This window comes from Nocardiopsis sp. Huas11, from assembly GCF_003634495.1.
In the GTDB taxonomy this organism is placed as follows: domain Bacteria; phylum Actinomycetota; class Actinomycetes; order Streptosporangiales; family Streptosporangiaceae; genus Nocardiopsis.
This window is the reverse complement of sequence record NZ_RBKY01000001.1, coordinates 1,350,427-1,361,844: the sequence shown is the minus strand read 5'-3', so window position 1 is coordinate 1,361,844 and position 11,418 is coordinate 1,350,427. Positions and strand designations below refer to the sequence as shown.

General features: G+C 73.6%; 9 protein-coding genes. 8 read left to right on the top strand and 1 reads right to left on the bottom strand.

What is annotated here, in order from left to right; translation table 11 throughout:
- Positions 1-95: 95 nt before the first annotated feature.
- The 3 genes from galE (at position 96) to DFP74_RS06040 (ending at position 3,552) form a co-directional block, all read left to right on the top strand.
- Positions 96-1,115 carry a UDP-glucose 4-epimerase GalE gene (galE, locus tag DFP74_RS06050; protein WP_121180798.1) on the top strand — a complete coding sequence of 340 codons (1,020 nt, stop codon included), beginning with the start codon at positions 96-98 and terminating at the stop codon, positions 1,113-1,115.
- Between the two features lie 221 nt (positions 1,116-1,336).
- The gene (gene guaA / locus DFP74_RS06045; RefSeq protein WP_121180797.1) at positions 1,337-2,917 is read left to right on the top strand and encodes a glutamine-hydrolyzing GMP synthase; all 1,581 of its coding nucleotides are present in this window, start codon (positions 1,337-1,339) and stop codon (positions 2,915-2,917) included.
- A 206-nt stretch (positions 2,918-3,123) separates the two neighbouring features.
- On the top strand, positions 3,124-3,552 hold the full coding sequence (locus DFP74_RS06040) for a protein-tyrosine phosphatase family protein (RefSeq protein WP_121180796.1): 429 nt from the start codon (positions 3,124-3,126) through the stop codon (positions 3,550-3,552).
- A 12-nt stretch (positions 3,553-3,564) separates the two neighbouring features.
- Here the strand turns inward: DFP74_RS06040 and DFP74_RS06035 are convergent, their stop codons facing one another.
- On the bottom strand, positions 3,565-5,490 hold the full coding sequence (locus DFP74_RS06035) for a serine/threonine-protein kinase (protein WP_121180795.1): 1,926 nt from the start codon (positions 5,488-5,490) through the stop codon (positions 3,565-3,567).
- 214 nt (positions 5,491-5,704) lie between these two features.
- On the opposite strand from DFP74_RS06035, the gene DFP74_RS06030 reads away from it, so the two are divergent.
- From DFP74_RS06030 to DFP74_RS06010, 5 genes are all read left to right on the top strand, one after another.
- Positions 5,705-6,655 carry a 4-(cytidine 5'-diphospho)-2-C-methyl-D-erythritol kinase gene (locus DFP74_RS06030; protein WP_121180794.1) on the top strand — a complete coding sequence of 317 codons (951 nt, stop codon included), beginning with the start codon at positions 5,705-5,707 and terminating at the stop codon, positions 6,653-6,655.
- A 97-nt stretch (positions 6,656-6,752) separates the two neighbouring features.
- The gene (locus tag DFP74_RS06025; protein WP_121180793.1) at positions 6,753-7,463 is read left to right on the top strand and encodes a thiamine pyrophosphate-dependent enzyme; all 711 of its coding nucleotides are present in this window, start codon (positions 6,753-6,755) and stop codon (positions 7,461-7,463) included.
- Between the two features lie 13 nt (positions 7,464-7,476).
- The gene (locus tag DFP74_RS06020) at positions 7,477-8,376 is read left to right on the top strand and encodes a transketolase family protein (RefSeq protein ID WP_121180792.1); all 900 of its coding nucleotides are present in this window, start codon (positions 7,477-7,479) and stop codon (positions 8,374-8,376) included.
- A 118-nt stretch (positions 8,377-8,494) separates the two neighbouring features.
- Positions 8,495-9,472, top strand: coding sequence for an SRPBCC family protein (locus tag DFP74_RS06015; RefSeq protein ID WP_121180791.1), 978 nt, complete (start codon positions 8,495-8,497; stop codon positions 9,470-9,472).
- Positions 9,473-9,594: 122 nt separating this feature from the next.
- Complete coding sequence (locus tag DFP74_RS06010) at positions 9,595-11,370, top strand: ABC-F family ATP-binding cassette domain-containing protein (RefSeq protein ID WP_121180790.1); 1,776 nt, start codon at positions 9,595-9,597, stop codon at positions 11,368-11,370.
- The last annotated feature ends 48 nt before the right edge of the window (positions 11,371-11,418 follow it).

Sequence of the window (11,418 nt, the reverse complement as noted above, 5' to 3'; positions counted from 1 at the left end):
GGCCAAAGCGAAGCGGCGGCCCAAAGAGAACACAGCGCGCCTATCCTGGGGTGGCCCGCGCCGGAGCGGGTGTCCCCACCCTTCAGGAAGTCGCCATGAACGTACTGCTCACCGGTGGCGCCGGATACATCGGCTCCCACACCGCCGTGGAACTCCTCGAGGCCGGACACGACGTCGTGGTCGTGGACACCCTGGTCAACAGCAACGCCGAGTCCCTGCGCCGTGTGGAACGCATCACCGGGCGCACGGCGGCCTTCCACCCGGCCGACTGCACGGACGCGGACGCGCTGCGCCGCGTGTTCGCCGAGCACGACGTCGACGCGGTCATCCACATGGCCGGGCTCAAGGCCGTGGGGGAGTCCGCGCGGCAGCCGCTGCGCTACTACCGCAACAACCTGGACGCCGTGCTCTCGCTCGCCGAGGTCATGGACGAGTTCGGCGTGCGCGACCTGGTGCTGAGCTCCTCGGCCACCGTGTACGGAGATCCGGAGCGGGTCCCCATCACCGAGGACGCCCCCCTCAGCTCGACCAACCCCTACGGCTACACCAAGCTCTACTCCGAGCAGATCCTGCGGGACCTGGCCGCGGCCGACGAGCGGTGGCGGATCACCGCCCTGCGGTACTTCAACCCCATCGGCGCCCACGCCAGCGGCCTGATCGGCGAGGACCCCCAGGGCGTCCCCAACAACCTCTTCCCCTACATCGCCCAGGTCGCCTCCGGCCGGCGCGAGCGGCTCCTGGTGTTCGGCGACGACTACGACACCTCCGACGGCACCGGGGTGCGCGACTACCTGCACGTGGTGGACCTGGCGCGCGGGCACCTCGCGGCCGTCACCCACCTGGCCGACGCCACCGGGTTCCGCGCCTACAACCTGGGGACGGGCAAGGGCGTCTCGGTGCTGGAGGGCGTGCGCGCCTTCGAGCGCGCGAGCGGCCGCCCCATCCCGTACGAAGTGGTGGAGCGCCGCCCCGGGGACATCGCCGTGTGCTACGCCGACCCCGCCGCCGCTGCCCGCGACCTGGACTGGAAGGCCGTGCGCGGCGTGGACGAGGCCTGCGCCGACGCCTGGCGCTGGCAGTCGGCCAACCCGGACGGCTTCGCTCGGGGCGCTTAGTACCGGAGTCTTCGTCGGTGTCCGCGCCTGCGCTCGTACCTCGCTTCGGCTTGACTTCTCCTGCAGTCTCCGGTGCGCCCCTCGCTGGTGTTCTCGGAGCCTCGCGGGCTCGGCTCGGGGCTGAGGGACTGGGCACACCCCGTCCCGGTCAGGGCGGACACCCGCGGACGACGCCCTAGACTGGGCGGACATCCCTGTTCTCCTGCGGAAGGTCCTCCGTCGTGTCCGTTGGTGCTGAGAGCACGTTCGACACCGTTCTCGTCGTCGACTTCGGTGCGCAGTACGCGCAGCTGATCGCACGTCGCGTCCGCGAATGCCACGTGCACAGCGAGATCGTGCCCTCGACCATGCCCGTCGAGGAGATGCTCGCCAAGAAACCCAAGGCCATCATCCTCTCGGGCGGCCCCTCCTCGGTCTACGCCGAGGGCGCGCCCCACGTGGGCGCCGAGCTCTTCCAGACCGGGGTGCCGACCTTCGGCATCTGCTACGGCTTCCAGGCGATGACCCGGGCGCTGGGCGGCACCGTGGAGCGGACCGACCTGAGCGAGTTCGGTCGCACCGAGCTGACCGCCACGACCGACTCCGTGCTCTTCTCCGGGCTGCCCTCCGACCTGCTGGTGTGGATGTCGCACGGCGACTCCGTCGTGGCGGCGCCCGAGGGCTTCTCCACGGTCGCCAGCACCGCGGGCGCCCCGGTCGCCGCGTTCGAGGACACCGAGCGGCGCCTGTTCGGCGTGCAGTTCCACCCCGAGGTGATGCACACCGAGCACGGCCAGGAGGTGCTGCGCACCTTCCTCTACGAGGGCGCGGGCTGCCGGCCCACGTGGACGATGGTCAACATCGTCGAGGAGCAGCTGGAGCGCGTCCGCGAGCAGATCGGCGACAAGCGCGTCATCTGCGCGCTGAGCGGCGGCGTCGACTCCGCCGTGGCCGGAGCCCTGGTGCAGCGCGCCGTCGGCGACCAGCTGACCTGCGTGTTCGTCGACCACGGCCTGCTGCGCAAGGGCGAGGCCGAGCAGGTCGAGAAGGACTTCGTCGCGATCACCGGCGCGACCCTGAAGGTCGTCGACGCCGAGGAGCGCTTCCTCGCGGCCCTGTCCGGGGTGACCGACCCCGAGGAGAAGCGCAAGATCATCGGCCGTGAGTTCATCCGCGTGTTCGAGCAGGCGGCCCGGGAGGTCGTCGTCGAGAGCGGCGAGCACGGCGCCGAGGTCGAGTTCCTGGTGCAGGGCACCCTCTACCCGGACGTCGTCGAGTCCGGCGGCGGCACCGGCACCGCGAACATCAAGTCGCACCACAACGTGGGCGGCCTGCCGGAGGACCTGCAGTTCACGCTGGTGGAGCCGCTGCGCGAGCTGTTCAAGGACGAGGTCCGCAAGGTCGGCGAGGAGCTGGGCCTGCCGCCGGAGATGGTGTGGCGCCAGCCCTTCCCCGGCCCGGGACTGGGCATCCGCATCATCGGCGAGGTCACCAGCGACCGCCTGGAGATCCTGCGCGAGGCCGACGCGATCGCCCGCGAGGAGCTCTCCCGCGCCGGACTGGACCGCGACATCTGGCAGTGCCCCGTGGTGCTGCTCGCCGACGTGCGCTCGGTGGGCGTGCAGGGCGACGGCCGCACCTACGGCCACCCGGTCGTCCTGCGCCCGGTGAGCAGCGAGGACGCCATGACGGCCGACTGGTCGCGCGTGCCCTACGACGTGCTCGCCAAGATCTCCAACCGGATCACCAACGAGGTCCGCGAGATCAACCGCGTCACGCTCGACGTCACCAGCAAGCCCCCGGGCACCATCGAGTGGGAGTAGGCGGCCGACCGCTCCCGTGACGGCCGGCGGGCCCGGCGCACCCCGTGTGCGCCGGGCCCGCCGTGTTGTGCGGGCCGTGTCGCGGGCCGTGTCGCGGGCCGTGCCGCGTGCCTTCCCGAGAGCCGAGCCGCGCCGCGGGGTCGAAGGACGGCGTCCGGTGCGGCACACCCCTGGCGGCGCCCACGCACGGGTCCTAGGCTCGGTCCATGACATCGACCTGGGAGCCCGGAGCGCCGGGTGTGCTGGGCCTGCCGTCGGGCCGGCTCGTCCGCGGCCGCGGGCTGGCCCGCCCCCTCCCGGAGGGGCCGCGGCCCGACTTCGCCCTCTACATGCTCGGACGGACGCCCCCCGCCGTCGCGTGGGAGTCCCGGTGGCTGCGCTGGCCGGACTTCGGCCTGCCGAGCGACCGGGCGGCGACCGACGCGGCCCTGCGCGAGGCGTGGACGCGGGCCGGCGGCGAGCGGGTGGAGGTGGCCTGTGCGGGCGGGCAGGGCCGTACCGGCACGGTGCTGGCGTGTCTGGCGGTCCTGGACGGTGTGCCCGCGGACGAGGCCGTCGCCTACGTCCGCGCGCACTACCTGCCGGGCGCCGTGGAGACGCCCTGGCAGCGCCGGTTCGTGGCGCGCTTCGGCTGAGGCGCCGCGCGCTCAGCGCACGAGGTGCCCGATCGAGATGTCGGTGCGCTCGGCGCCGTCCCCGTGGGTCAGGGACAGGACCTCGGGACGGCCGTCCTCGGCGCGCAGGATGAAGACCAGCTGGCCGTCGGCCGTGGTGCCCGGCGCCACGCCCGGGCCCTCCCACAGCGACTGCCGCCGCTCGTCGCTGGAGGGGTTCTCCGCCTCACGGGTGCTCTGGCTCGTGGTCGTGAGGATCTGGTCCTGGGCGTCGAACCGGACCAGGTCCACGCCGGTGTTGGTCAGGCTCATGTCGACCACGCAGTACTCGGCGTCGGCCTGCAGGTCCGAACGGATGTTGTGCTTGGTCAGCCCGCACGTGACCCTGGCGACGTCGTACTGCACGGCCCCGTCGGGGGAGGTGACCGGCATGTCGCTGGGCGGGCCGTCGGGCTCCACGGCCTCGTCCGCCTCGTCCTCGGGCGCCTCCGCGTCCGGATCCTGGGTCTGGGGGTCCTCCTCCTGGCCCTGGGAGGAGGGGTCGTCCGCCCAGGGGAGGAAGGAACCGTTGCTGGACAGGAAGGTCACCAGGAGGACCAGGGCCACGAGCGCGGCCAGGCCGGCGAGCACCGAGCCGAGCAGCAGGCCCCTGCGCCGCGCGGGCGCGGCGGGCCGGTGCGGCGGCGGGGGCACGGGCGGCACGTAGGGCTGGGGCCGGGAGACCTGCTGTTCGCCGGGCGGCGGCACCATCGGGATGGGGCCGGTCGAGGCCGGGTGCTGGGCCGGGGGCTGACCCACGGGATGGGCCTGGCCCTGGGGCGCGTGCTGGGGCGGCGGTCCGGCCGGGTGGCCGGCGGCGGCGCGGCCGGGCGGCGGTCCCTGCGGCCGGGGGAAGTCGCCGGTCTGGTGGGCGGGCGGCGGCATGGGCGGCACGGCCTGGTAGGGGCCCGGCGCCGGATGGCGCATGCCCGTCATGGTCTGGTGCGAGCCCTGCCCGTGCCCGGGGTGGGGCATGCCCGGCGGCATCGGGGGCAGGTTCGGCCGCCACGACTGGTGCAGGGCGTGGGAGACCATGTCGTTGGGGTTGGTGGGATCCTCGCCGCCCGCGAGCTCCAGCAGGAGGTCCTGGGCGGTGGGCCGGCGGCCCGGCTCCTTGGCCAGGGCGCGCGTGACCAGGCGGTCGAGCGGGCTGTCCAGCGAGCCGATCTGCGGCTCGGCGAACAGCACGCGCTTGCCCAGCGTCATGGCGTCGCCGTTGCCGAAGGGATGGGTGCCGTTGCCGGCGAAGGCCACCAGGCACCCCCAGGCGAAGATGTCCGCCGAGGTGGTGACGTGCTCCTCCAGGAGCTGTTCCGGCGCCATCCAGCCGGGGCTGCCCATGACGATGCCCGTCTGGGTGTGGTTGGTGGCGGTGTTCATCGCGCGGGCGATGCCGAAGTCGATCACCCGGGGCCCGGACAGCGACAGCAGCACGTTGGCGGGCTTGAGGTCGCGGTGGACCAGCCCGGTGCGGTGGATGGCGGCCAGGGCCGCGGCCACGCCCAGGGCGAACCCGTGCAGGGTCGAGGAGTCCAGCGGCCCGTTCTCGGCGATGTGCTCGGCCAGAGCGGTGCCCGCGATGTACTCGGTCACCATGTAGGGGCGGTTCTCGAACGTCCCGTGGTCGAGGACCTTCGCGGTGCAGAAGGAGGCGACCTTGCGGGCGTTCTCCATCTCGTCGTGGAACCGTGCGCGGGTGGCCTCGTCGAAGGCCAGCTCCGGACGGATGACCTTGATCGCTACCTGGGGCGCGTCACCCCGCGCCCGCGGTGTCGAGCTGTTCCTGTCCGCGGCGCTGCCCAGGTAGACGGTACCCATGCCGCCACTACCCAGCTTCCCGGACAGCACGTAGGGACCGATGGTGGCCGGATCTCCGGCGGCCAGCGGTTCCAGGTTCTTCGGGAGCCCATCCGACGGCAAGCGACCCTCCCCGACGGTGTCCAAACTCCGCCTTGCCCCAAGGTAGCGGTGTTTGTGCCCTGATTCCCACTCGCGGGCCGGATCGGGCCGAGAAGGGGACGGGCGGTAACTGACATGACAGAAGTGACGGTCCCCAGGGTGCCTCGAACACACCGCTGACCCGCGAGGGGTGTGTGTTCACGCAAGGTGGGGGTTCCTTTACGATTGGGGACTCGTGACCGTTAATACCACCGTAACCGTGCGGGTCCCCGCGAAGGTGAACCTCCAGCTGGCGGTGGGGCCCGGACGCGAGGACGGGTTCCACGACCTCGTCAACGTGTTCCATGCCGTCTCACTGTTCGATGAGGTTACCGTTACGGCGGCGCCCTCGCGTCCTGAGACCACCCTCACGGAGTTGTCCGTGGGCGGCGGGCTGGGCTCCCACCTGTCGCGCGTGCCCCTGGACGAGACCAACCTGGCCGCCCGCGCCGTGGCCCTGCTGGCCGCGCGGACGGGTCGGGGACACCCGGTCACCATCCACATGGACAAGCACATCCCCGTGGCCGGCGGGATGGCCGGCGGCAGCGCCGACGCGGCCGCCGCGCTGGTGGCCTGCGACCGCCTGTGGGGCTGCGACCTGCCGCGACGGACCCTGTTCGACTACGCGGCCGAGCTGGGCAGCGACGTGCCCTTCGCCCTGATGGGGGCCACCGCGGTCGGCCGCGGGCGGGGCGAGCTCCTCGAACCGATGGCCGGTTCCGGCCGCTTCCACTGGGTGTTCGCGCTCTCGCCGCACGGGCTGTCCACGGCCGCGGTGTTCGCCGAGTACGACCGCCTGCGGCCGGACGCCCCCGCGCCACGCGCCGACGCGGCGCTGGCCACGGCGCTGGCGGACGCCGATCCGGTGGCGCTGGGGCGGTCCCTCGGCAACGATCTGGAGGCCGCCGCGCTGTCCCTGCTCCCGGAGCTGGAGCGCACGCTCGCGCTTGGCCGGGAGGCCGGAGCCCTGGGCGCCCTGGTGTCCGGATCCGGTCCGACCTGCGCGTTCCTGGTCGGCGGGGGTGCGGAGGAGCGCTCGGTGATCGACCGGCGCGAGGCGGCCGTGGTGGCGGCCCTGGAGGCGAGCGGACTGTGCGAGCAGGTCGTGACGGCCTACGGGGACGTGCCGGGGGCCACCGTCCTGTGACACCAGCTCGTGTGATGTAGATCACTCATCTCGGCGTGTACTCCGGCGGGGTCGCACGGGTTGACCTCAATCATGCTTGAGGTTGAACACTGGATCCATGCCGACCACAGCCACGTTCTCGCGCTACGCCGACCTCCCCACGCTCATCGGCCTCATGGAGGGTGACGACAAGCACAAGGGCGCGGCCGCCTCGACCCTCGACGTCCTGTGGGTCCTGTACGACCGCGTCCTGGCCGTCACCCCCGCCACCGCCGACGACCCCGCCCGCGACCGCTTCCTGCTCTCCAAGGGCCACGGCCCCGCCGCCTACTACGCGGTGCTCGCCGCGAAGGGCTTCCTCACCGTCTCCGCTCTGCGGCACTGGACGAGCTGGGACTCGCCCCTGGGGCACCACCCCGACCGCCTCCTCGTGCCCGGCGCCGAGATCGGCAGCGGCTCCCTCGGCCACGGGCTCCCCCTCGCCCTCGGCACGGCCCTCGGGCTGCGCGCCCAGGGCACGCGGCGCCCCGACGGGACCGCGCCCCGCGTGGTGGTCCTCATCGGCGACGGCGAGTTCGACGAGGGCAGCAACCACGAGGCCCTCGCCGTGGCCGGCCGGCTGGGGGTGGAGGGCCTCACCACGGTCGTCGTCGACAACCGGTCCTCCCGGCACGGCTGGCCCGGCGGGATCGGCGCCCGGTTCGAGGCCGAGGGGTGGACGGCACGGGAGGTGGACGGCCGCGACCACGACGCCCTCCACGACGCGCTCACCCGGCCCCACCCCGGCCGGCCGCTGGCCGTGGTCGCACGTGTCCTCACCAAGTCCTGAGCAGGAGCAGACCATGCGCCAGACCTTCGTCGAGACCGCCACCGCCGCCCTCGACCGCGACCCCCGCACGGCCGTCGTGCTCGCAGTGATCTCCGCCGCGGACTTCCGCCCGGCCTCGGCCCGCCACCCCGGCCGGGTGGTCGACCTGGGCATCCGGGAGCAGGCGATGATCGGCGTCGCGGGCGGGCTCGCCCTTACCGGGATGCGCCCCATCGTGCACAGCTACGCCCCCTTCCTCGTCGAGCGGCCCTTCGAGCAGATCAAACTGGACCTGGGCCACCAGGGGGTCGGCGCCGTACTGGTGAGCGTCGGCGGCTCCTACGACGGCTCCGAGATGGGCCGGACCCACCAGGCCCCCGGGGACGTCGCCCTCCTGGACACCCTGCCCGGGTGGACCGTGCACGTGCCCGGCCACCGCGACGAGGTCCGCGACCTGCTGGAGGCGGCCGTCCGGGGCGACGACGCCGTTTACCTGCGCCTGTCGGGGACCGAGAACCGGGCCGCGATGCCCGTCTCACCGCGCCTCACGGTCCTGCGCACCGGCTCGACCCGCTCCGCGGGCGTGGTCGTGGCGGTGGGCCCCATGCTCGACCGTGTCCTGGACGCCACCGCGGGACTGGACGTCACGGTCGCCTACGCCTCGACCGTGCGGCCCTTCGACCGCGACGGCCTCAGCCGGCTCGTGGGCGCGGCGGGCAGCGCCGACGTCCTGGTCGTGGAGCCGTACCTGCGCGGCACCTCCGCGCACGAGGTCGCCGAGGCCCTGGCCGACCGGCGCCACCGCCAGCTCGGCCTGGGCGTGGGCAGGGACGAGGAACTGCGCGCCTACGGCACCCCCGCCGACCACGCCCGGGCGCACGGCCTGGACACGGAGGGCCTCGCCAAGGCCGCCCGCGACTTCTTCCTGCTCTGACCCCCGCGCCGAAGCCCCGGACCTGGCGTGGTGCGGTCCCGGGCGGGCCGCTCCTGGGTACGGTCACGACAGGGTGCCGACCGCACCGGGCCGGGCCGACCGAGAAGAGGAGTGGACGATGGCACAGCCGACGGCGACACTGCGGGTGGTGGCGGGCGACGCGGTCCTGCTCCTGGAACGGCGCCTGGCCGCCGCTCCGGAGCGCGTGTGGCGCGCGGTGTCCGAGCCGGCGGAGCTGGCGCGGTGGTTCCCCGCGTCCGTCGAGGGCGAGCTGCGGGTGGGAGGGCACCTGCGCTTCACGTTCACCGAGGACCCGGCCGAGGCCGGGGACGGCGGCGAGGGGCAGGTCACCGAGTTCGACCCTCCGCGCGTGTTCGGCTTTCTCTGGAACCGCGACGCCCTGCGGTTCGAGGTCGCCCGGGAGGGCACCGAGGACGGCGGGACCCTCTTCACGCTCACGCACGTCGCCGGAGGGGGCGCGCTCGGCCGGCTGACGGCGGCGGGCACCGCCCACGGCTGGGACACGTGCCTGGACGCCCTGGAGGCCGTTCTGGAGGGTCGGGAGCCCGAGGCGGCCTCCGGGGTGATGTCCGGCCGTCTGGCGGCCGTGGAGCGCTATGTGGCGAAGTTCGGCCTCGACGAGGGCGAGATCCTGGCGACCCCGGACGGCTACGTCGTGTCGTTCGCGCGCGACCTGCTGTGGACGTCCCTCGACGACGCCTGGGCCGTGCTGGCCGGCGGGGAGCGGACCGAGACCGGCGCCGTGCCCCCGGTGGGCGTGGTCAACGACTACGTCGGCGCCGGACCGGTCACCGAGGCGGACGCCCCGCGCGTGCTGGAGTACACCTGGACGCACGAGGGCGCGGCGGCGGGCACGGTCCGCTGGGAGCTGGTCCACGACCCGGAACTCGGCAGCCGCGTCGAACTGACCCAGACCGTGCCGGAGCGGCTGGCCTCGGTCCTGCCGACGGCGCTCGCCGCCTGGCACACCCACCTGGAGCAGTACTTCGCCGCGGTCAACGGCGACGTGCGGCGCCCGTGGCCGGCGGACCGGACCGAGGAGCTGCGCGGCCACTACGCCGCGCGCCTGGGCTGAGGCGCGACCGCGCGGTCCGAGCGGACAGGCCGCGGAAGGAGCGGGGACGGCGGCGCCCGGGCGATCGCCCTGCGGCGCCGGGCGGTCCGGGCACCACGCCGGGGGGACCACAATGGACAGTGATGAATCTGGTCAATCTTCAGGACGTGTCCCTGGCCTACGGGCCGCTCGTACTCCTCGACAAGGTCTCCCTCGGTGTCGACGAGGGCGACCGCATCGGCGTCGTGGGCCGCAACGGAGGCGGCAAGTCGACACTGATCTCCGTGCTGTCCGGCCTCACCGCGCCCGACGGCGGTCGGGTCGTGCACAACCGCGGGCTCCGCGTCGGCTTCCTCCATCAGCGCGACACCTTCCCCGACACCACCGTGGGCGAGTTCGTGCTCGGCGGGCGCGCCGAACACGAGTGGGCGGGCGACGCGCGCATCCGCGACCTTTTGCGCGGCCTCCTCAGCGGGTGGGACCTGGACACCTCGATGGCGGACCTGTCCGGCGGCGAGCGCCGCCGCACCGGCCTGGCCCGGCTGCTGGTGGACGACCACGACCTCATCGTCCTGGACGAGCCCACCAACCACCTCGACATCGAGGGCATCGCCTGGCTCGCCCAGCACCTGAACGCCCGTCCCGAGGCGCTCGTGGTCGTCACCCACGACCGGTGGTTCCTGGACGCGGTCACCACGCGCACCTGGGAGGTCGGGCGCGGCACCGTCGAGCGCTACGAGGGCGGGTACGCCGCCTACGTCCTGGCCAAGGCCGAGCGCGACCGCCAGGCCGCCGCGTCCGAGGAGCGCCGCCAGAACCTCATGCGCAAGGAGCTGGCCTGGCTGCGCCGGGGCGCCCCCGCGCGCACCTCCAAGCCCAAGTTCCGCATCGAGGCGGCCAACCAGCTCATCGAGGACGAGCCGCCGGCCCGCGACTCCGTCGAACTGGTCCGCTTCGCCAGCTCCCGCCTGGGCAAGACGGTCGTCGACCTCAAGGACGTGAGCGTCGCCGTCCCGGACCGGGTCCTGCTCGACCACCTCACGTGGCAGCTCGGCCCCGGCGACCGGGTCGGCCTGGTGGGCGTCAACGGCGCGGGCAAGTCCACGCTGCTCAAGATCCTCGCCGAGGAGCGCGAGCCCGACTCCGGACACGTCCGCACGGGCCGCACGGTCAAGCTGGCGCACCTGTCCCAGAACGTGGCCGAGCTCGACCCCACCGCACGCCCCCTCCAGACGGTCATGGAGGTGCGCGAGCACATCACCATCGGCAAGCGCGACTACACCGCCAGCCAGATGCTGGAGCGCTTCGGCTTCCGCGGCGAGCGCCAGTGGACCCCGGTCGGGGAACTCTCCGGCGGCGAGCGCCGCCGCCTGCAGCTGCTGCGGCTGCTCATGGACGAGCCCAACGTGCTGCTCCTGGACGAGCCGACCAACGACCTGGACATCGAGACCCTCACCGAGCTGGAGGACCTCCTCGACGGATGGCCGGGCTCGCTCGTCCTCGTCAGCCACGACCGCTACTTCCTGGAGCGCGTCACCGACCGCGTCCTGGCGCTGATGGGCGACGGCGGGCTGGCCTTCCTGCCCGGCGGCGTCGACGAGTACCTGGAGCACCGGGCGCTCCGGGCGGGCGAGGCGACGGTGCCCCTGGGCGCCTCCGAGACGGCCGCCGAGCCGGAGTCGAAGGCCCCGGCCGTGTCCGCGGCCGACCGCCGCGCCGCGCAGAAGGAGATGCAGCGGGTCGAGCGCCGCATGGACCGGGTGTCCAAGCGCGAGAGCGAACTGCACGAGCTGATGGCCGCGGCGGCCGACGACTACACGCGCCTGGCCGAACTCGACGCCGAGGCCAAGGCCCTGGCCGCCGAGCGCGAGCAGCTGGAGCAGACCTGGCTGGAGCAGGCCGAGGCCGTCGAGGAGTGACCGCGTCCCGTCCCCGGCTCCGCGGCCCCGGACGACCGCCGCCCCGCG

Excerpts from the sequence above, each read along its gene's own strand:
- DFP74_RS06040 (WP_121180796.1), top strand. The coding sequence starts at position 3,124 with ATGACATCGACCTGGGAGCCCGGAGCGCCGGGTGTGCTGGGCCTGCCG.
- DFP74_RS06025 (WP_121180793.1), top strand. The coding sequence starts at position 6,753 with ATGCCGACCACAGCCACGTTCTCGCGCTACGCCGACCTCCCCACGCTC.
- galE (WP_121180798.1), top strand. The coding sequence starts at position 96 with ATGAACGTACTGCTCACCGGTGGCGCCGGATACATCGGCTCCCACACC.
- DFP74_RS06020 (WP_121180792.1), top strand. The coding sequence starts at position 7,477 with ATGCGCCAGACCTTCGTCGAGACCGCCACCGCCGCCCTCGACCGCGAC.
- DFP74_RS06010 (WP_121180790.1), top strand. The coding sequence starts at position 9,595 with ATGAATCTGGTCAATCTTCAGGACGTGTCCCTGGCCTACGGGCCGCTC.
- DFP74_RS06015 (WP_121180791.1), top strand. The coding sequence starts at position 8,495 with ATGGCACAGCCGACGGCGACACTGCGGGTGGTGGCGGGCGACGCGGTC.